The 20,054-nt window shown below is 73.9% G+C and carries 14 protein-coding genes and 1 tRNA gene; 9 read left to right on the top strand and 6 right to left on the bottom strand.

Annotated elements, in window-relative coordinates:
- Positions 1-24: 24 nt before the first annotated feature.
- Together ABR737_RS21810 and ABR737_RS21805 are read right to left on the bottom strand one after the other, a co-directional pair.
- Positions 25-1,881, bottom strand: coding sequence for a serine/threonine-protein kinase (locus ABR737_RS21810; protein ID WP_350251794.1), 1,857 nt, complete (start codon positions 1,879-1,881; stop codon positions 25-27).
- A 309-nt stretch (positions 1,882-2,190) separates the two neighbouring features.
- Positions 2,191-3,885, bottom strand: coding sequence for a serine/threonine-protein kinase (locus ABR737_RS21805; RefSeq protein WP_502964352.1), 1,695 nt, complete (start codon positions 3,883-3,885; stop codon positions 2,191-2,193).
- Positions 3,886-4,332: 447 nt separating this feature from the next.
- On the opposite strand from ABR737_RS21805, the gene ABR737_RS21800 reads away from it, so the two are divergent.
- The 4 genes from ABR737_RS21800 to ABR737_RS21785 all read left to right on the top strand — a co-directional run bounded on the left by ABR737_RS21800 (position 4,333) and on the right by ABR737_RS21785 (position 8,350).
- Positions 4,333-5,184 carry a polyphosphate polymerase domain-containing protein gene (locus ABR737_RS21800; RefSeq protein WP_350251793.1) on the top strand — a complete coding sequence of 284 codons (852 nt, stop codon included), beginning with the start codon at positions 4,333-4,335 and terminating at the stop codon, positions 5,182-5,184.
- Between the two features lie 210 nt (positions 5,185-5,394).
- Positions 5,395-6,762 (top strand): aspartate aminotransferase family protein, encoded by a 1,368-nt coding sequence (locus ABR737_RS21795; protein ID WP_350251792.1) that lies wholly within the window; start codon positions 5,395-5,397, stop codon positions 6,760-6,762.
- 164 nt (positions 6,763-6,926) lie between these two features.
- The gene (locus tag ABR737_RS21790; RefSeq protein WP_350251791.1) at positions 6,927-7,604 is read left to right on the top strand and encodes a GntR family transcriptional regulator; all 678 of its coding nucleotides are present in this window, start codon (positions 6,927-6,929) and stop codon (positions 7,602-7,604) included.
- Between the two features lie 95 nt (positions 7,605-7,699).
- Positions 7,700-8,350 carry a putative DNA-mimic protein gene (locus ABR737_RS21785; protein WP_350251790.1) on the top strand — a complete coding sequence of 217 codons (651 nt, stop codon included), beginning with the start codon at positions 7,700-7,702 and terminating at the stop codon, positions 8,348-8,350.
- Between the two features lie 291 nt (positions 8,351-8,641).
- On the opposite strand, the gene ABR737_RS21780 is transcribed toward ABR737_RS21785, so the two are convergent.
- Entirely contained in the window at positions 8,642-9,409 is a 768-nt protein-coding gene (locus ABR737_RS21780; protein ID WP_350251789.1) for an SLATT domain-containing protein, read from the bottom strand.
- A gap of 481 nt (positions 9,410-9,890) precedes the next feature.
- On the opposite strand from ABR737_RS21780, the gene purD reads away from it, so the two are divergent.
- The 3 genes from purD to ABR737_RS21765 all read left to right on the top strand — a co-directional run bounded on the left by purD (position 9,891) and on the right by ABR737_RS21765 (position 15,379).
- Positions 9,891-11,165, top strand: coding sequence for a phosphoribosylamine--glycine ligase (gene purD, locus ABR737_RS21775; protein WP_350251788.1), 1,275 nt, complete (start codon positions 9,891-9,893; stop codon positions 11,163-11,165).
- A gap of 477 nt (positions 11,166-11,642) precedes the next feature.
- Positions 11,643-13,472 carry a hypothetical protein gene (locus ABR737_RS21770; protein ID WP_350251787.1) on the top strand — a complete coding sequence of 610 codons (1,830 nt, stop codon included), beginning with the start codon at positions 11,643-11,645 and terminating at the stop codon, positions 13,470-13,472.
- Positions 13,473-13,897: 425 nt separating this feature from the next.
- Positions 13,898-15,379 (top strand): N,N-dimethylformamidase beta subunit family domain-containing protein, encoded by a 1,482-nt coding sequence (locus ABR737_RS21765; protein WP_350251786.1) that lies wholly within the window; start codon positions 13,898-13,900, stop codon positions 15,377-15,379.
- A gap of 112 nt (positions 15,380-15,491) precedes the next feature.
- On the opposite strand, the gene ABR737_RS21760 is transcribed toward ABR737_RS21765, so the two are convergent.
- On the bottom strand, positions 15,492-16,391 hold the full coding sequence (locus ABR737_RS21760) for a LysR family transcriptional regulator (RefSeq protein WP_350251785.1): 900 nt from the start codon (positions 16,389-16,391) through the stop codon (positions 15,492-15,494).
- A 100-nt stretch (positions 16,392-16,491) separates the two neighbouring features.
- Here ABR737_RS21760 and ABR737_RS21755 point away from each other — a divergent pair, with 100 nt between their 5' ends.
- Together ABR737_RS21755 and ABR737_RS21750 are read left to right on the top strand one after the other, a co-directional pair.
- Entirely contained in the window at positions 16,492-17,895 is a 1,404-nt protein-coding gene (locus tag ABR737_RS21755; RefSeq protein WP_350251784.1) for an MFS transporter, read from the top strand.
- Positions 17,896-18,116: 221 nt separating this feature from the next.
- The gene (locus tag ABR737_RS21750; RefSeq protein WP_350251783.1) at positions 18,117-19,016 is read left to right on the top strand and encodes a phosphoribosylaminoimidazolesuccinocarboxamide synthase; all 900 of its coding nucleotides are present in this window, start codon (positions 18,117-18,119) and stop codon (positions 19,014-19,016) included.
- 259 nt (positions 19,017-19,275) lie between these two features.
- Here ABR737_RS21750 and ABR737_RS21745 read toward each other — a convergent pair.
- A tRNA-Gly gene (locus ABR737_RS21745) sits at positions 19,276-19,348 on the bottom strand.
- A gap of 53 nt (positions 19,349-19,401) precedes the next feature.
- A complete protein-coding gene (locus ABR737_RS21740; protein WP_350251782.1) occupies positions 19,402-20,043 on the bottom strand; it encodes a response regulator transcription factor in 642 nt (213 codons plus the stop codon).
- Positions 20,044-20,054 lie beyond the last annotated feature (11 nt).

The raw sequence follows: 20,054 nt of genomic DNA, 5'->3' as shown, positions 1-20,054 counted from the left end.
CGCAGCACTGCGGCAGCCGCGCGCCTACTCCGCCCTGGAGTAGGTGCGCGGCTGTTTGTCGTGGCCCAGGAACTCGCCGTGCAGCGTGCCGTCGCGGTTCAGGCGGAGGACGGAGCTGTTGCCCGGGGCGCAGCCGGGCGCGGGCCGGTCGACGACCGACGGGCCGAGGGTCAGTCTGCCGTCCTCCGCCGCGAACAGGTCGGCGTGCGTCGTGCAGCGGCCGCCGGGGCCCGCGACGACGGTGGTGAGGACCTTGCTGCCCGCCGGGGCCTGCGCGAGGGTGAGGCGCCGGCTGCCGTAGCCGTCGGCGTCCGTCCGCTGCCAGGTGCCGAGGAAGCCGGCCGGGACGGCGGTCTCCGCCGGGCCGGTGCGGTGCAGGGTCGCGGTGCGCCCGGCCGCCGCCCAGTTCAGGGTGCCGCCCGTGCCCGCTCGGAGGGTGTGCTCGCCGAGCGCGCTGCAGCGGCCCGCGGGGACGGACCGTACGACCTTGGTGTCCAGCCGGAGCGCCGGGTGCCCGTCGTGAGCCGTGACGGACACCAGCTTGCCGTCGCTGCGGCATTCATAGGTCGCGCCGAGGCTGGTGCTGTTGGCGACCACCTCGCCGACCGTGCCGTTGGTGATCACGAACCGCCGCTGCTGCCCTGTGGGCTCCCCGTCCCGCAGCACCGGGCCCGACCAGGTGCCGACAAAGCGTGCCGGGATGTCGGACGCGCTCTGGTCGGGGCTCGCGCCGCCGCTCAGCAGCGGGACCGCGACGGCGGTGGCGGCGGCCGCGGCGACGGCACTGGTGGTGGCCAGGAGGAGGGGGAGCCGGCGGGGGCGGCGGCGAGGCGCCGGTACGGAGGGCTCGGTCTGGGGCGCCGCCGCGGCGGGCTCGGCCGGGGGCGGCGATGCCGGAGCGGGGGAGAGGCGGGTGGAGGTGAGCGTCGGCGGCCGGCCCCCGGGCGGGGTGTCGGTGTCCAGGAGGCGTACGGCGTGCTGTCCCAGGCTTGCGATCAGCGCAGCCGGCAGCCAGGGGGCGGCGGACGGGCCGCCGGGCACCGGCCCGGTGCGGTCGGCGATCTCGCCGGGGGTGGGCCGCGCGGCCGGGTCCTTGGACAGGCAGTCCTGGATCAGACCGCGGATGCCGTCGGGCGCCCCGGTCAGCTCGGGATCCTCCTTGGCGATCTTGAACATCACCGAGTGGAAGCCCGAGGCCGGGCTGCCGAACGGCTGCCGCCCGGTCGCCGCGTACGCCAGCACCGACCCCACGCAGAAGACGTCGCTGGGCGGGCCGGCGCGGTGCCCCCGTACCTGCTCGGGCGACATGAAGCTGGGCGAGCCGAGCACCGTGCCGGTGCGGGTCCCGGTCCGGTCCCCGACCGCGTCCAGGGCGCGCGCGATACCGAAGTCGATGACCCGCGGCCCGTCGATGGTGAGCAGCACATTGGACGGCTTGAGGTCGCGGTGCACCAGGCCGACGCCGTGGATGTCGCGCAGCGCGCAGGCCAGCCCGTACGCCAGCCGCTGCAGCGAATACTCCGGCAGGGGGCCCGGGTTCCGGATGCGGCCGTATGTGCCGCCGACGACCCCGCTCAGGGTGGGGCCCGCGATGTATCCGGTGGCGACCCACGGGACCGCGGCCTCGGTGTCGGCGTCCAGCACCGGGGCGGTCCACCGCCCGCCGACCCGCCGCGCGGCCGCGACCTCGGCACGGAAGCGGTCCCGGAACTCTTCCTCCGCGGCGAGTTCGGCCTTCACCAGCTTCACGGCCACGGTCCTGCCGCCCTCGGAACGGGCCAGGTAGACCCGCCCCATCCCGCCGCTGCCGAGACCGCTGAGCAGCCGGTAGTCCCCGATCCACTGCGGATCGTCGGCCGTCAGCTCCCGCAGGCCGTCCATCCGGGCGCCCTCCCCCGTCTCGTTGCGTGCCTGAGGCGCGTTCCGGCAGCAGGCGTGCTCCGAGCGTAGGCGGCCGCGGATCGCGCCAGGGCCGAGAGATCGTCACGACGGGAGAACAATCGGCGCCCGGACGGGAGCGAGGGGCGCGACGGGGGCGCGGGAGGGGGAGCACGGGGAGGGGCGCGGGGGAAGGGGAGCGCGGCCGAGCGCGCCCCAAGGGGCCGTCGGCTCCTTCCATCTCTCCGTTCCGTCGGCTCCCCCGGTCCGCCGGCTTCGCCGTTCCGTCAGCCCCTCCCGCTCTACGGTGCGTCAGGTCCCCTTGCCGCTCGGCAGCTTGCGGTACGTCAGCGCCTTCCCGTCGTCGGAGGTGCGGCGCAGCTTGCCGTTCACCATCTCCAGGGTGCTCGGCGAGCCCGGAGAGCAGCCGTCCGGCCCGGAGACCACGGTGGAGGGGCCGAGGCGGACCGGCGGCCCCGCATGGGCCAGGGCGGCGGCGAACTCGCAGCGGTACTCCGCCCCGGTCGCCGTCATCGTCAGCACGATGTCACCGGCCTTGCCCTGCGTGAGCGTGAAGCGCCGGACCTCGTCGTGGGAGTCGCCCAGCGTGGCCTCCCACGTGCCCAGGTAGCTCGCGGGAAGCCTGCCCTTCGCGGACCCCGCCGTCCTCTGGGCGCCGTTCCCGCCCGCTTCGCCGGCGTCCGTCGAGCGCAGGCCGCCGCCGTCCGCGCTCATCAGGGCGTACGCGGCGACCGCACCGGTCCCGGCGAGCACCAGCGCGGCCGCGGTGACCAGCGCGGCACCGGCACCGCGGCGGCGCGGCGGCTTGCCGGCCGGGGCGGGAGAGGGCGTCGCGTCAGAGTGCGGTGCGGTGGCGGTGGGTGAGTACGCTGCCGGGCCCCGGGGCGGCGGCGATGGCGTGACCGGGGCGCGGCCCGGTGCGGAGGGTGTGGGCACGACGGCGGTGGGCGGCTCCCCGTCCCGGGTGGTGTCCCGGCTCTGTGGGTTCTCCGCCGCCAGCAGTTCCACGGCGTGCCGCCCCAGCCGGGCGGTCAGCGCCGCCGGCAGCCACGGCTCGTCGTCCGCACGGGGCCCGGCCCCGACACCGCTGCCGCCCTCCGCCTGCGCCACCAACTGCGCGGGCGTGGGCCGCTGTCCGGGGTCCTTGGCGAGAGCGCCGGCGATCAGCTCGCGCAGCCCCTCGGGCACCGCGGAGAGGTCGGGATCCTCCTGGGCGATACGGAACATCACCGCGTGCGCGACGCTGTCGGCCGTCCCGAACGGCTGCCGCCCGGTGGCCGCGTACGCCAGCACGGCACCGAGGCTGAAGACGTCGCAGGCCGGGGTCAGCGGCGCGCCGCGCACCTGCTCCGGCGACATGAAGCCCGGCGAACCGATCGCCCCGCCGGTATGCGTCACGCCCATGCCGGACACCGCCTCCAGGGCCCGCGCGATGCCGAAGTCGATGACCCGCGGCCCGTCGATGGTGAGCAGCACGTTGGACGGCTTGAGGTCGCGGTGGATGATTCCGGCCGCATGGATCGACCCCAGCGCGCGGGCCAGCCCGGCGGCCAGGATCCATACCGTCCGCTCGGGCAGCGGGGCGCCGCTGCCGCCGACGACCCGCTGCAGGGAAGGGCCCGCGATGTAGCCCGTGGCGAGCCAGGGGGTCTCGGCCTCGGTGTCCGCGTCCAGTACGGGCGCGGTCCACTCCCCGGCGACCTGCTGCGCGGCCCGCACCTCCCGCCGGAAGCGCGCCCGGAACTCCTCCTCACCGGCCAGCTCCGCACGCACCAGCTTGACCGCGACCGTACGGCCGCGGTCCGAACGGGCCAGGAAGACCCGTCCCATGCCGCCCTCGCCGAGCTGCCCGATCAGGCGGTAGTCCCCGATCCGCGGCGGATCCTGCGCACCCAGCGGCAGCACCCCCTCCGGCACTCCCGCGCGCCCCTGCAGCGCCTGCAGCCCCTGTAGTCCCTGCTGCCCCGCATATCTTGGCCGTTCCACGATCTGCCGCCCTTTCCCCCCGAATCCGCCCCGCGGGCGAGTGTGCAGGCCGCCTGTGCATACGGCTGCCCGCGCCCCTCCTCCGCGGTGAGGATATCCAGGGCGCCTCGGCCCCCGGCAGGCCGCAGGCCGTCATACCTCCGCAGCAGGCGGTATCCGGGGCACCGGCCCGCTCTTCCCGCGCGGCCGCCCAACTCTTCCCGGGCCGCGGAGAGGTCCTTCAGCGCCATCGTCAACCACCCCGCCGTGGCCGGGATGTGACGGTGCCGGATGTCTGTTTCCGCGTCCCGGAACTTTCCGACGGGTGAGGTTCGTCGTATGCGTACCCCGACGCCCACGGCGGGTACCGCGACCACCCCGCCACCGACCTCGGCACCACGCCCACGGAACAGCGCCTCCCGGCCCCGCACGCCCCCTCTCCCTTTCCCCAACCGCCAAGGAGACCGTGTGATTCCCGCCGTACGCGCCCTCGCCCGCGCCGCCATGGCCGCGCGCCCCGTGCCGCTCGCCGACGTCCAGGCGCGGGCCGAACTCCTCGCCCGTTTCGACCGCCGCTATCTCGTCCCGGTCGAGGTCTTCGCCGCCTTCGCGGCCGAACTCACCGACCGCCGCAGGCCGGGCGGCCCGTTCGCGGCGCTGTGCATCAACGGGCGCCGCTGGTTCCGCTACCGCTCCCTCCACTACGACACCCCCGGCCTGCGCTCCTTCCACGACCACCGGCAAGGCCTGCCGCTGCGCTACACGATCCGCGAGCGGCGGTACGAGGACACCGGGGAGCGGCAGTTCGAGGTCAAGCTCACGGGACGGCGCGGCGAGACGGTCAAGCACCGGCGGCCGCTGCTGCCGGGCGACCCGGCGCTCGGCGTGGCCCCACGCGGCTTCCTCGCCGCCGTATTGGACCGCGCCTACGGACTCGCGGCCCCCGCCGACCTCCACGGCGCCCTGGAGACCGACTACACCCGCGCCACCTTCGTCGCGGACGGCCTGCGCATCACCTGTGACGCCGCGCTGCGCTGCCGGGACCCGGAGTCCGGCCGCACGGTACGCGCCGACGGCGGGCTGGTCCTCGTCGAGATCCGGACCGCCGCCCGGCTGCCCGACGCGGACCTGGTGACCCACGCGGACCGGCTGACCCACGCTGCCTGGCTGACCCACGCGGACCGCCTGCTGCACGGCCACGGCGTCCGGCCCGCCGCCTTCACCCGCTACTGCGGCGGACTCGCGGCCTTGCGCCCGGATCTGGCCGCCGGCCACTGGCGCCAGGCGCAGGCGGTACGGACCGCCTTTCCCACGGCCTGACCACCTGACCGTCTGACCGCCTGACCACCCTGCGCGGTGCCACGGGTCACCGCAGCAGGCAGCCCACGATTCTGGACAGAATGTCCGCGAGTCGTGGGTGGAGTCACACACAGTGTCGGTACCGTCCGGCAGGCCGTGATCCCTACGCTGAGGGCGTTCGCCGCGACCGTCCCACGGCGGACCCGAGCGACCCGATCCGAGGTACTGACCGTGACCACGACGCCCTCCGCCTCCGCCGACCCCGCCGCCGGTGCCGCAGTCAAGGCCGCCGACCGCGCGCACGTCTTCCACTCCTGGTCCGCGCAGGGCCTGATCGACCCGCTGCCGATCGCCGGCGCCGAGGGCGCGTACTTCTGGGACTACGACGGCAACCGCTACCTCGACTTCTCCTCGCAGCTGGTCAACACCAACATCGGCCACCAGCACCCCAAGGTCGTCGCGGCGATCCAGGAACAGGCCGCCAAGCTGTGCACCATCGCGCCCGGCTTCGCCGTGGACGTCCGGTCCGAGGCCGCCCGGCTGGTCGCCGAGCGCACCCCCGGCGACCTCGACAAGATCTTCTTCACCAACGGCGGCGCGGAGGCCGTGGAGAACGCGGTCCGGATGGCCCGGCTGCACACCGGCCGTGCCAAGGTGCTCTCCGCCTACCGCTCGTACCACGGCGCCACCGCCACCGCGATCAACCTGACCGGCGACCCCCGCCGCTGGCCCTCCGACACCGCCTCGTCCGGTGTCGTGCACTTCTGGGGCCCGTTCCTCTACCGCTCGGCCTTCCATGCCGAGAACGAGGCGCAGGAGTGCGAGCGCGCCCTCGCGCACCTGGAGCAGACCATCGCCTTCGAGGGCCCGCAGTCCATCGCGGCGATCATCCTGGAGACCGTCCCCGGCACCGCCGGGATCATGGTCCCGCCGGCCGGCTACCTCGCCGGCGTCCGGGAGATCTGCGACCGCCACGGCATCGTCTTCATCCTCGACGAGGTCATGGCGGGCTTCGGCCGTACGGGCAAGTGGTTCGCCGCCGACCACTTCGGCGTCACCCCCGACCTGCTGACCTTCGCCAAGGGCGTCAACTCCGGCTACGTCCCGCTGGGCGGCGTCGCGATCAGCGCCGAGATCGCCGCGACCTTCGACCAGCGCCCCTACCCGGGCGGTCTGACCTACTCCGGACACCCGCTGGCCTGCGCGTCCGCCGTCGCCACCATGAACGCGATGGCCGAGGAGCGGATCGTGGAGAACGCCGCCGAGATCGGTGAGCGGGTCATCGGCCCCGCGCTGCACGAGATCGCCGCGCGGCACCCGTCCGTTGGCGAGGTCCGCGGTATGGGCGTCTTCTGGGCGCTGGACCTGGTCAAGAACAAGGAGACCCGCGAGCCGCTGGTCCCGTACAACGCCGCCGGCCCGGCCAACGCCCCGATGGCCGAATTCGCCGCGGCCTGCAAGCGCGGCGGCCTGTGGCCGTTCGTGAACATGAACCGGACGCATGTCGTCCCGGCCTGCACGATCACCGAGGCCGAGGCCAAGGAGGGCCTTGCCGCCCTCGACGAGGCCCTGTCGGCGGCCGACGCCCACACCGCCTGAGCCCTCCGGGTCGACGCCGCCGGGGGAGCGGAACCGCAGGTCACGGACGTGCCGTCCGGCGGACCGACGGTAACCTCGGGCGGCATCGAGGTGCGGCCCTCGCCTATCGTGGGCGGGGGCCGCTCCCACCTGCGCGGTCAGGGACGTCGAAGGAGACGCACACGATGGCCGCCGGCGGAGACAGCTCAGTCATACGACGCAGCACCCTGCGCCAGCAGATCGCCGACGCGCTGCGCGACGAGGTCCTGGCAGGCCGGCTGCCGTCCGGCCACCCCTTCACCGTCAAGGAGATCGCCGAACAGTACGGCGTCTCCGCCACCCCCGTGCGCGAGGCACTGCTCGACCTCTGCGCCCAGGGCCTGCTCGACGTCGAACAGCACCGCGGTTTCAAGGTGCACGCCTTCACCGCCGACGACTTCCGCGCCATGGTCGAGGCCCGCACCCTGATCATCGAGGGCATCTTCCGCAGCGGCGCCGACCGGGCCCTGCGGAATACCCCCGCCGAGGTGCTGATCTCCATCCGGCGCCGCGCCGACGAGGCCGAACGGGCCGCGCGGTGCGGCGACCTGGACGTCCTGATCGGCTACGACCTGCGGTTCTGGCGCGAGCTGAGCAGCATCGTGAACAACGCCTACATCAGCGACTTCCTGGACCGGATCCGCGTCCAGACCTGGATGTTCGCGGTGCCGCTGCTGCGCCGCGAGGGCGACCTCAAGGGGCATCTGTGGCAGGGCCACAGCGCGCTGGCCGACGCCCTGCTCCAGCACGACCTGCCCGCGGCCCAGCGGCTGATCGCCGAGTACAACGAGCACTCCCTCGCTCTCGTCGGAACGCGCGGGTAGCACTACGCTGTCCCGACCATCGGCCGTCATGGGCCGTACCCGTACCTGTACGTGCGCCGGTGTCCCCGTCCCCGACCGGAAGCGAGCCCTCACTCGTGGCATGTGACCTGTGGCTGGTACCCCTCGTCGATGTGCTGTGCCACAGCCCCGACAACCCGTTCTCCGAAGAGATCGCCGCCTACGACAAGGCCCTGACGGAAGCGGGTCTGCCACCGGTCCCGGTCTTCAGCTATATGCCCGGCCTGTCCGGTGACGTCGCCCCCGTCGCCGGTTTCGACTACGACGCACTGCACTTCCTGCGCCGCGCCTACCTGTTGCGACTGTGCAACCTGGAGGTGACCCCGGTCGACGAACTGGGCGGTGACTACGAGCAGTTGCTGGAGATGTTCGAGACCACCGCGCAGCAGTCCCACCTCGTGTGGCATTACGACCACGCCGGCGCCTACGTCCCGGTCGACTTCCCGCACCCGCTCGCCAACGACGAACTGCTGGAGGGCGGCGGCCCGCTGGGCTCCTCGCACGGTCTGCTGCGCGACCTCGAACTGGTTGCGCCATCCCTCGGTATCGATCCGGCCAATCCGCCGGCCGCCCCCGCACCCCCGGCCGGCCCCACCTCCCTGGAGGAGCGGGCGGACGCGGTCCCCCTGGACGAGAGCCCGTTCGCCCGCGAACGGCACGTATGGCTAGGCCTGCACGCAGCCGCCACCCGAAGCCTGGGCCAAGGCTCCATGATCGTCTTCAGCTGACCCCACCCCCGTTCACTTATCCACCCACGGGAGGGGACGGGCCGGAGGGGCCGGTGTGCGGGGCTTTGCTTCCGAAGGCTCCAAGAAAGAGCAAAGGCGGAGCGCAGCGGAGCGTAAAGCGAAGCAGTCCCGCACACCGGCCCCGGAGGCCCGTCACCGCACCCACAGCCCCGCGCAGCGGCCCCGGCCCGCCGCAGGCGAAACGGCGGGCGCACCGCGCAGCGGGCGGCAAACGGCGAGCACCCCCCCCACGGCGGGAAAGCCAAAAACGTGGGAAGTTAAAGCAAGCGCTCAGCGCGTCGCGTCCGGCGGCCGCTGCCGCGGCATATTCGGCCGGGCCCGCTGCGGCACCGCAAACCGCGCCGCCGCCCCCGACTCCTCCCGACGCGCCTGCCCGGCGGCGAAGCCGCCCCCGTGCGGCGCGGCAAACCGCAGCGAATCGGCCCGGAAGTCCGCCATCCAGTCGGCCGTCTCGGCCCGTACCAGCTCCCCGAGGTCTTCGTTGAACCGCCGCAGCACGCCCAGACAGCGCTCGGCCGCCTCACCCGCCGTGCCCTCGGCCGGCCCGAGCACCTCGCGCACGCTCTCCACTGCCCAGTCGAACTGCAGCGCCTCCAGCCGCCGGTGAATCGCCTGGGCGGTGGCCAGGTCCCGCATCCAGCCGGCGGTCACGCCGAAATACCGGTCGCAGCCCACGCATACCGCCGCCAGCAGCAGCGACAGAGCGCCCCAGGGCGCCCCGCCCTGCCAGGTCCCGGCCAGATCCAGCAGCGGGAGCACCCCGCCCGCCGTCACCCCGGCCGCGGCCCCCGCCCGCAGTATCCGCGCACCGCGGCGCTTGGCCCGCCGGCCGCGCAGATACCAGTCGGCGCTGCGCAGCGCGCCCTCCTCGCTCCAGAGATAGAGCGCATCCAGGCGGTCGGCCGGCTCTCCCCAGTCGCCGAGCGGAAAGGCCCGCCCCGCAAGATCCCTCCGGCCGCGGCCCCGGCTGCCGCTCTCCCGGGTGGGGCTGCCGCCCTCCCGAGGGGGCCCCTCGGGCTGCATCTCCGGATGACTCACCCGTGCACTCCCTCTCTGTCTCCACAGCCTCTGCGGCTCTCCACGGACACGTCGGTGCGTGCGGTACACACGCGGTGCCTGCGCGCGAAGCCCGCGTGACACATACGCCGGACGGACACCCGCGAAGCCGGCGTGACACATACGCCGGACGGATACGCGCGACGCCCGCGTGACGCACACGAGCAATGCCTGAGTGACATATACGCGACATATGCGCGCGATACATCCATGACGTACGAGACGACCGTGGCGCCGCCCAGCCCCCTTCCTACCGCCGAACGGCTGGCGTCGGCCCCACGATCACGCTCTTTCCGCCCGGAAGGGGGGCGGGATCGGATATAAGGCCGCCGGGCATCTCACCCGAAAGAGTTGCCGCCGCGGCGACGCACGGTTTCCAGCCGCTTCCAGCCGCGCCTGGCCTCTTCGCCGCCCGCGCCCGGCCGACGTCCGGCCGGCCGGCGCTCTCGTCTAGGCTGCCACCGTGAAGGTCCTCGTCATCGGCGGCGGCGCCCGCGAACACGCCCTGTGCCGCTCTCTGTCCCTCGACCCCGACGTCACCGCGCTGCACTGCGCTCCCGGCAACGCCGGTATCGCCGAGGTGGCCGAATTGCACGGGGTCAACGCCCTCGACGGCGCAGCCGTCGCCGAACTCGCCGCCGGTCTGCAGGCCGACCTGGTCATCGTCGGCCCCGAGGCCCCCTTGGTGGCGGGCGTCGCGGACGCCGTACGCGACCGCGGCATCCCGGTCTTCGGCCCCTCGGCCCAGGCCGCCGAACTGGAGGGCTCCAAGGCCTTCGCCAAGGACGTGATGGCCACCGCGGCCGTCCCCACCGCCCGCAGCTATGTGTGCACCACCCGGGAAGAGATCGACGAGGCCCTGGACGCCTTCGGTGCCCCGTACGTCGTCAAGGACGACGGCCTGGCCGCCGGCAAGGGCGTCGTGGTCACCGACGACGTCGAGGCGGCCCGTGCGCACGCCCTGGCCTGCGACCGCGTGGTCATCGAAGAGTTCCTGGACGGCCCCGAGGTCTCCCTCTTCGCGGTCACCGACGGCGTCACCGTCGTCCCGCTGCAGCCCGCCCAGGACTTCAAGCGCGCCTACGACGGGGACCAGGGCCCCAACACCGGCGGCATGGGCGCGTACAGCCCGCTGCCCTGGGCCGACCCCAAGCTGGTCGACGAGGTCATGGCCACCGTCCTGCAGCCCACCGTCGACGAGCTGCGCCGTCGTGGCACCCCCTTCTCCGGGCTGCTCTACGCGGGCCTGGCGATCACCTCCCGCGGGGTGCGGGTGATCGAGTTCAACGCGCGCTTCGGCGACCCGGAGACTCAGGTCGTCCTCGCCCGCCTCAAGACCCCGCTCGCCGGTCTGCTGCACGCCGCGGCCACCGGCACCCTCGCCACCCTCCCGCCGCTGCGCTGGAGCGACGGCGCGGCGGTCACCGTCGTCATCGCCTCCCACAACTACCCGGACACCCCGCGCACCGGCGACCCGATCGACGGCCTCGCCGAGGTCGCGGAGCAGGACGGCCCCAAGGCGTACGTCCTGCACGCCGGCACCAAGCGTGACGAGAGCGGCGCGGTGCTCAGCGCGGGCGGCCGGGTGCTGTCCGTCACCGCCACCGGCTCCGACCTCACCACCGCCCGGCAGCGCGCCTACCGCGCCGTCGACCGGATCTTCCTGGACGGCTCGCAGCACCGCACGGACATCGCCGCCAAGGTCGCGGACGCGGCGGCGGAGGCAGCGGGCGCCTAGCGTGCGCCTTTGCCCGGGGCCCGCCCAGGTCTGCGCCGCCGGTCGGTGCCGCGTCCGGCGCCGTCGGCGGTGACCTCTTGAGTGACATCTCTCCTGGGGCATATGCCACATACCGTGACATATGCCCCAGTCCTCTCTGCGCAGACCGGGCCGAAGCGTCCACGGCCCATACCCGCCGGGCACGGGTTCCCGGCTTTGCCCAAAGCCATTCCATCGAGTGACCGCACCAGGTATACGGCTGACGAGGCCCGCACCCCCAACTAGGGTGCGGCGCAAGCGTCCTGTGGTCACCGGGCCGGAATCCGGCACGGTTGCCGCGGTGGCGTCCGGCAAGTGGCTCACCGGCATTGCGATGTCAGTGGCCGGTGCCACAGTGGTGGTGGAGTGCCCTCGCTCCAGTCACCGCGCAATTCTCGTACGTCCGTCCCGTGTTCTCTCCGTCCGGCTCCATCAGGACAGCAGGGGGTGTACAGGCTCGTGGCAAGTCCGGAAACAGGCGTCCTGGCGGCGCGTGCCCGCGCCCTTGCCGTGCTGCGGATCCGCAGCACGGCGCTGGCCGTCGCGCTGCTGCCGGCGGCCGTGGCCGTGGTGCTGTTCACCGGCCGGGCGACCGGCCACCTCGGCGCGGGGACCGGCTGGGAGCTGGCCCGCTGGATCGCCGGCGGTCTCGCGGTGCTCAGCCTGCTCCTGGCGGCGCTGGTCACGGCCGTCGTGGCGCGCGCCAGACCCGCGCTCAGCCCGTCCGTGCCGATCTCCGAGAAGTCGGCCCCCGATCTCTACCGCCTCGTCCGCGATCTCGCCGACCGCCTGGAGGTCCCCGCGCCCTCGGCCATAGCGCTCACCCCGGACTGCGACAGCTGGCTGGAGGACCGTACGCACCGTGCCCACGGCCCGCCGCGCCGCGGCAGGGGAGCGGCACCGCGCGAAGGGCGCCGGGCGGCCGAGGCGCCGGTCCTGGTCATCGGCTCACCCTTCCTGTGGTGGATGCGGGTCGCCGAGCTGCGCGCCCTGCTGGCCCCGGTCGTCGCCGGCACCGGCCCGTCCGCCCACCCCGACATAGCGGCCGCCCGCCGCTTCATCCGCGGCCTGGACGCCGCCGTCGCCGTATCGGCCCGCGCCCGGGGCCCGCTGCGCGCCCTCCCGCTCCGCTTCGTGGGCCGGGTGGCACGACTGCTGCTGCGGGCCGGCCGCGAACACGCCACGATCATGGAGCGCGCCGTCGCCGCCGCCGCCTCCGAGCGCGCACAGACCGTCGACTACGGCCTGCGGATCGTCGCCCAGGAGCAGGTCGGTCTCGCTTATGCGGGCTGGGACCGGCTGCTGACCCGGGTGGCGCTGCCCGCCTGGCGGATGGGCCGCTGGCCGTCCCGGCTGGACGCCGGTGTGGTCTCCGCGCTCACCGAACTCTCCCGCCGCGACCGCCTCGCCAACGGTTTCGCCTCCCGTCTCGGCGAGCGCCCGGCCTGCGACCTCCTCGAGGAGCCGGGCGCCATCGACCGCGCCGCCTCCCTGCTGGCCGCCCGCCTCTTCCACGGCGGTCCGGCCGAGCCCGGGCCCGACTGGTCGCCGGTCGGCTGGAATCAGTACCCGGAAGAGGTCGTGGACCGGAAATGGCGCCTGGAGGCCGCCCGCCTCCACCGCGTTCTGGACAACCTCCCGGCGCCCGCGCTCCCGTCGGCTCCGCCCACGCCGGCGGCCCCGGACCCCGCCTGTGCCCCGCCTCTCTCGTACGCCCGCTCCTCCCCCCGTCCGCCCGCCGGCCACCACCCGGCGGACCGCCCCGCCGGCGGCCCGTCGTCCGCCGCCCGCCGCGAGGGCCCGCAGCCCGCCCCGGCCCCGGGCCCCACCCTGGCCCGCGTCATCGACCGGCTCGCCCAGGGGGAGCGGGCGAGCGATCTGGTCGCCGCCCGGCTGGGTGCGGAGGTCGAGCGCGAGGAGCGCGAGGAAGCGGCCCGCCAGGCCGCCCGCTGCGGCGCGGCGCAGGACGCCACCATCGGTGTGGCCTGGGGCGACGGCATGGTGTCCGAGGGCGGCCTCCCGCTGTTCCCGCTGCAGCCGCCCCGTACGGGCCGCGAGCTCCTTGCCGACCACGTCACCGCCATGGTCTGCTGCGCCGCCGTCGACACCGCGGGTGCCGCCCCCGGCCTGGACTGGCTCGACGGCCCGGCGCTGCTGGTCGACGGCGCCCGCCGCGCCGACCTCGGCCGCCCGGTGCTCAGCCTGGTCGACGACGGCGACGCGGAGCCGCTCCGCGGCTGGCTGACGACGGTCGGCGTACGCCCCGAGAAGCCGGTCCGACTGGTATGACAGGAACATCCGGAATGACCGGAGCAACCGGAGCGATGGGAACGGCCGGAGCAACCGGGCCGACGACCGGAGCGATCGGAACGACCAGAACGATCGGAACGGCCAGAGCTACCGGGACGACCGGAAAGCCGCACGCGAGGCGGCAGGCAAGGCCGCGCTCAAGGCCGCGGTCAAGGCACCGCCCAAGGCCGTACTTATCCGCTGAGCGGGTGCGGGGCGCCTCGTCCCGGGCCTCCCGCACCACCGGCTGAATGTTCCCTTCCAGTTCGCATTTCGGGGGCTGCACCCTCTAAATTCACGACGAAGGGTGACGAAGTGAGTGCGTAATGTGATGTGCTGGGGGATGGCCGGCCGGGTTCGCCCGGCCGGACGCAGTAGCGGCTCGATCGGCTGCGGCCGGTGGGGGATGTGGGAGGGGAGTGAAGGTGGCGACGGATCAGATCAGGCGCTGGGAGTCGGGTGCGCTCGCCCACGCGGTCACGGACCCGTTCGGACAGGGCCCGCTGCCCTGGCTGCGCGGCAGCGAGAACTACTTCGACTCCGGCCGCATCATTCCCTGGTACGTCGACCCCGCCGTCGCCCCGGGCGCACGGCCGGTGCCCGACCCCGGCAAGCACAACGGACCGCGTACCGCCGATGACGTCCACCGCCAGATCAAGGGCTTCGCCGGCCCCGGCGCGGTGGCCCCAGGCGAGGCCATCGACTTCCGCGTCTCGGTGGACCCGCCCCAGCCGTTCAACATCGACATCTACCGCATCGGCCATTACGCGGGCGTCGGCGCCTCCAAGATCACCAACAGCCCCCGCCTGGCCGGCATCGTCCAGCCGCCCCCGCTGACCGCCGACCGCACGGCCTCCTGCCACCACTGGTGGCTCTCCTGGCGCCTCCAGGTCCCCACGTCCTGGCAGCTCGGCGCCTATGTCGCCGTGCTCACCACCGCCGACGGCCGCTACCGCTCCCACATCCCCTTCACGGTCCGCGACCACCAGCCCGCCGATCTCCTCCTGCTGCTGCCCGACATCACGTGGCAGGCCTACAACCTCTATCCGGAGGACGGCCGGACCGGCGCCAGCCTCTACCACGCCTGGGACGAGGAGGGCGCGCTGCTCGGCGAGGGGGACGCTGCCACCACCGTCTCGTTCGACCGGCCGTACGCCGGCGCGGGACTGCCCCTCCATGTCGGCCATGCCTACGACTTCATCCGCTGGGCCGAACGCTACGGCTACGACCTCGCCTACGCCGACGCCCGCGATCTGCACGCCGGCCGCGTCGACCCGTCCCGCTACCGCGGCCTGGTCTTCCCCGGCCACGACGAGTACTGGTCGGTGCCCATGCGCCGCACGGTCGAGCACGCCCGCGACACCGGCACCTCCCTCGTCTTCCTCTCTGCCAACACCATGTACTGGCAGGTCGATCTCTCCCCCTCGCCCTCGGGCCCGGAGGCGCTGCTCCACTGCCGTAAGCGGCAGGGCCCCGGACGCCCCGCGCTCTGGCGGGAGCTGGGCAACCCCGAACAGCGGCTGATGGGCATCCAGTACGCCGGCCGGGTCCCCGAGCCGGCCCCCATGGTCGTCCGCAACGGCAGTCACTGGCTGTGGGAGGCCACCGGCGCGCACGAAGGCGACGAGCTGCCCGGTCTGGTCGCCGGCGAGGCCGACCGCTACTTCCCGCGCACCAACCTCCCCGAGCACACCGAACGCATCCTGCTCGCCCACTCCCCTTACCGCGACAGCGAAGGCGCCCGCCGCCATCAGGAGACCTCCCTCTACCGCGCCCCCAGCGGCGCCTGGGTTTTCGCCTCCGGCACCTTCGCCTGGTCCCCGGCCCTCGACCGCCCCGGCCATGTCGACGAACGCATCCAACGCGCCACCGCCAACCTCCTCGACCGCATCTGCAAAAGCGACTGAGCCGGCCGGCGGCCCGCCGCGACCGCTGCCCGCCCCACCCGCTGCCCGCCCCACCCGCGGCCCGTCCGCTACCGCGCGGCGGCCGCCTGGCTACCGCACGGTCGCCGGACGGCTATCGCGCAGCGGCCGGTCCCAACTCCCGTGCCAGCGCGACCGTCAGCGCCCGGAAGATCCGCACCTCCGGATTCGGGTCCCCGGCGCGAGTGGCGAGCACGCTCTGCGCCCATGGCGCATCCAGTACCGGTACGAACACCGCCCCCGGCCACGGGTAGTAGCGCGCGAACGACTTCAGCCCCGAGCCCGCGCCCCGCCCCGCCGCCACGCTCGTCAGCACATCCTGCGGGGTCAGCGCGTAGTCGAGGCCGCGCCGTTGGCCCTCGGTGAAGTACAGGTAGTCGGTGAAGGGCTGCGGGGTGTGCGAGGGCAGCCGCAGATACGGCAGGTCGATGACGTCCGCCATCCGCACCCCTTCGTGCGCGGCGTCCGCGAGCGAGGACGCCGCCGGCACCGCCACGATCCGCTGCTCGGTCGTCAGCACATCGGTCTCGATCTCCGCACTCCGGACCAAGGGCCGGACGAACGCCACATCCACCCGGTCCTCGCGCAGAGCACTGCAGTGCTCGGTAAAGGTCAGCTGCACCAGCGACAACGGAACGTCGGGCCGTGCCCGGCGGAAGGCGCTGATTGCGGCCGGGGTCACCTCGGCCGACCCGTGACCCATGACGCCGACCCGCAGCGGCCGGGCCGGTGCCGTCCGCTGCGCCGCGTCCGCCACATCGTCCATGGCGGCGTTGGCGGCGGCGAGCAGCGTACGGGCGTGGGAGACCAGCCGCCGCCCCGCCGCGGTCGGCGCCACGGGGCTGCGCTCCAGCAGGAGGGTGCCGAACTCCCGCTCCAGTTGCTGTACATGGCCGGTCACCGCCGCGGGAGACAGAAACAGCCGGGCCGCCGCCCGCCCGAAGTGCCCTTCCTCGACCACGGCAAGAAAGGAGGAGAGCCGCCGCAGATCCATGCGGCCCACGATAATTCCGGACGCGCGCTGCCGCCGGGGCCGTTCAGTTTTCCTGAACGGGGGAGGCGCCGCGGTGCGCACGACCCGTACAAAGCCTTCCATGACGACCACGGCACCCCCTGCCACCTCCCGGACCACCCGCCGTCCGATCCGTCACCGCCACTGGCTGCGCACGGGCTGGGTGATGACCACCTCGGGCTGGAGCGCCAATCAGTTCTCCGCCCTCCTCGGCGCCTACCACTCGGATCTCGGTCTGACCGAGGCCACGACCACCGCCCTCTTCGGCGTCTATGTCCTGGGCCTGATCCCCGGCCTGTTCCTGGGCGGTCCGGCCGCCGACCGCCGCGGCCGCCGCCCCGTCGTCTTCGCCGCACTCGCGCTCTCCGCGCTGGCGACCGTGCTGCTGATGGCGGGTTCGGTGGCCACCGGCCTGCTGTGGCCCGGCCGTTTCCTGACCGGTATCGGGGCCGGCGCCCTGCTCAGCGCCGGCAGCGCCTGGATCAAGGAGCTGTCCTCGCCTCCGTACGACCCCCACTCGACGGCCGGCGCCGCGGCCCGCCGTTCGGGACTCTTCCTCTCCGCGGGCTTCGCCACCGGCGGGCTGGCGGCGGCGCTGATAGCCCAGTGGGCACCGGCGCCCATGATCACCGCATACCTGCCCCACCTCGCCCTCTCCGCGACAGCCGCACTCCTGGCATCCCGCACCCCGGAAACGGCCCGCACCGGCGGTCTGGGAGCGGCCCGCACGCCCGACGCTCCCGCGATGGCCCCGGCCTGCGCGCTGTCCGGGGCTTCGGCAGAGCGGTCTTCCGCGTCGCACGCCCCCGCGCCGGAACCGCTCTTTGCGCCGCACGACCCCGCACCGGCCCCGTCCCCCGCGCCCGGCCCGACCCCCGGCTCCGCCTTCCGCCGCCTGGTCGCGCCCGTCGCCCCCTGGGTGTTCGTCGCCCCGAGCATCGCCCTCGCCACCCTCCCCGGGCTCGTCGATACGGGGCTCACCGGCTGGCAGACCGTGTACGCCGGGATCGTCACCGCCGTCACCCCCGGCGCCGGCCTGCTCGTCGCGCCCCTCGCCCGACGCCTCGCCACCCGCCACCGCATCGCCACCGCCGTGGCCGGACTCGCCGCCGTCATCGCCGGCCTGCTCCTCGCCGCCTTCGCGGCCGCCTGCGTCCGGCCGGACGCGGCGCTGCTCGCCGCCGCCGTACTCGGCGCCGGATACGGGCTGTGCGTGGCGTACGGCCTCACCGAGGTCGCCGCCCTAGCGCCCCCGGCCCGGCTGGCCCGCCTGACCGCCCGCTTCTGGGCCCTGTGCTACCTGGGCTTCTGCACCCCGTACGCGATCACGCTGCTCACCGGCCTGTTCACCCCGGCCACGGTGCTGCTCGCGGCGGTCGTCCCGGCCGCAGCCACCCTCGCGCTGATCGCCCGCCGGGGTATCGGTCGGGGTGACGGTGCAGGCGCCCGCCGGGGCGACCGCCGGGGCACCCTCCCTACTGCATGACGCCCGGTCTCGACTGCATGACGCCCGGCCTCGGCCGCACGATGCCCAGCCCCCGCCGCCTGTCGCCGGCCCCCACCGCCTGATGCCGACCCCCGCCGCCCGACGCCCGGCTCGCACCGCCCGACGCCCGGCTCCCCGGCGTACCGGCCCCCCGTCCGCCACCACCGGCCCGCGTAAGGGAGAATCGGTAGGACTCCTGGATCAACCTACGCGGAGGAAGCGTGCCCGGTTTTGTAGAAAAGCCTGAGCCGGTGGAGGTTCCCGGGCTCACCCACCTGCACACCGGCAAGGTGCGCGACCTCTACCAGAACGCCGCCGGCGACCTGATCATGGTCGCCAGCGACCGCACCTCCGTCTACGACTGGGTGCTGCCCACCGAGATCCCCGAAAAGGGCCGCATCCTCACCCAGCTGTCCCTGTGGTGGTTCGACCAGCTCTCCGACCTGGCCCCCCACCACGTCCTCTCCACCGACGTCCCGGCCGGCGCTCCCGCCGACTGGGCGGGCCGCACCCTGGTCTGCAAGTCGCTGCGGATGGTCCCCGTCGAGTGTGTGGCCCGCGGCTACCTCACCGGCTCCGGTCTTGCCGAATACCGGCAGACCCGTACGGTCTGCGGCCTGGCCCTCCCCGAAGGCCTTGTCGACGGCTCGGAGCTCCCCGCGCCGATCTTCACCCCGGCCACCAAGGCCGCCGTCGGTGACCACGACGAGAACGTCTCCTACGAGGAGGTCGTCCACCAGATCGGTGCCGAGGTGGCCGCCCAGCTCCGGCAGACGACCCTCGCCGTCTACAGCCGGGCCCGCGACATCGCCCGCGAGCGGGGGGTCATCCTGGCCGACACCAAGTTCGAGTTCGGCTTCGACGGTGAGCAGCTGACCCTGGCCGACGAGGTCCTGACGCCCGACTCCTCGCGCTTCTGGCCGGCCGACCTGTGGCAGCCGGGCCGCGCCCAGCCGTCCTTCGACAAGCAGTTCGTCCGAGACTGGCTGACCTCGCCCGCCGCGGCCTGGGACCGCACGGGCGAGCTGCCGCCGCCCGCCCTCCCGCACGAGATCGTCGAGAGCACCCGCGCCAAGTACGTCGAGGCCTACGAGCGCCTCACGGGTCTCAGCTGGGAGTGAGCCTCGGGCGTACGCCCCTTTCCGGCCCGGGCTCCGACCCGGGCCGGCTCCCTGCCGGGCCTGGCCGGAACCGGGCCGGGAGGGGACGGGGCAACCTGTGGGTGCCCGGGCGGGGTGCCCAATCGGGGTGCCAGTCGACACCACACTCCGGGCGGCACCGCACCGCACACGGGTGGCGAGGCATCGCCTCGCACCCCGGGCGCACGAAAGGGAAAAGACCCCGTCCGACATCACTGCCGACCGGGGCCTTCTCCTTCTGAGCGGACGACGAGGTTCGAACTCGCGACCTCAACCTTGGCAAGGTTGCGCTCTACCAACTGAGCTACGTCCGCATGCGCCGTGCACAGCTCCTGAAACCAGTCGCCGCCGCGCGGTGCGGGCACCACTATAGCCAACCTCGCTCGCGGGCGAGGCGCGCCGCGGCATGACGGTTCTCCGCGCCCAGCTTCGCGGTCGCCGACGAGAGGTAGTTCCGTACCGTCCCCGGCGAGAGCGAAGCCCGCTCCGCGATCTCCGCGACCGGTGCCCCGTCCTCGGCGCACTCCAGCACCTCCGCCTCCCGGGCCGACAACGGAGACTCCCCGGCACTGATCGCATCCGCCGCCAACTCCGGGTCCACATAACGGTTTCCGGCATGGACCGCGCGTATGATCTCCGCCAGCCGCTGCGCGGACACCGTCTTCGGCATGAACCCCCGCACCCCGGCTTCCAGCGCCCGCTTCAGATGCCCCGGTCGGCCGTGACTCGTCACGATCATGGACCGGCACCCCGGCACCTCAGCCCGCAGAGATGTGGCCACTGCCACACCGTCGGCCCCCGGCATCTGCAGATCCAGCACCGCCACATCCGGCCGGTGCGCCCGGGCCATCGCCCGCGCCTCCGGTCCCGACGCAGCCTCGGCCACCACCAGCAGATCGTCCTCCAGCGACAGCAGCGCCGCCAGTGCTCCCCGGATCAGATGCTCGTCATCCGCAAGCAACACCCGGATCACCTCGCCACGCACCCCGCCACTCACTCGCCGCTCCATCTCTCCGCCCA

The organism is Streptomyces sp. Edi2, from assembly GCF_040253635.1.
In the GTDB taxonomy this organism is placed as follows: domain Bacteria; phylum Actinomycetota; class Actinomycetes; order Streptomycetales; family Streptomycetaceae; genus Streptomyces.
The sequence above is the reverse complement of the archived record's forward strand: the minus strand, read 5'-3'. Positions and strand labels throughout refer to the sequence as shown.

Bases quoted from the DNA above. Each gene is read 5' to 3' on its own strand.
- ABR737_RS21810 (WP_350251794.1), bottom strand. From the start codon at position 1,881: ATGGACGGCCTGCGGGAGCTGACGGCCGACGATCCGCAGTGGATCGGG.
- ABR737_RS21790 (WP_350251791.1), top strand. From the start codon at position 6,927: ATGGCCGCCGGCGGAGACAGCTCAGTCATACGACGCAGCACCCTGCGC.
- ABR737_RS21760 (WP_350251785.1), bottom strand. From the start codon at position 16,391: ATGGATCTGCGGCGGCTCTCCTCCTTTCTTGCCGTGGTCGAGGAAGGG.
- ABR737_RS21755 (WP_350251784.1), top strand. From the start codon at position 16,492: ATGACGACCACGGCACCCCCTGCCACCTCCCGGACCACCCGCCGTCCG.
- ABR737_RS21740 (WP_350251782.1), bottom strand. From the start codon at position 20,043: ATGGAGCGGCGAGTGAGTGGCGGGGTGCGTGGCGAGGTGATCCGGGTG.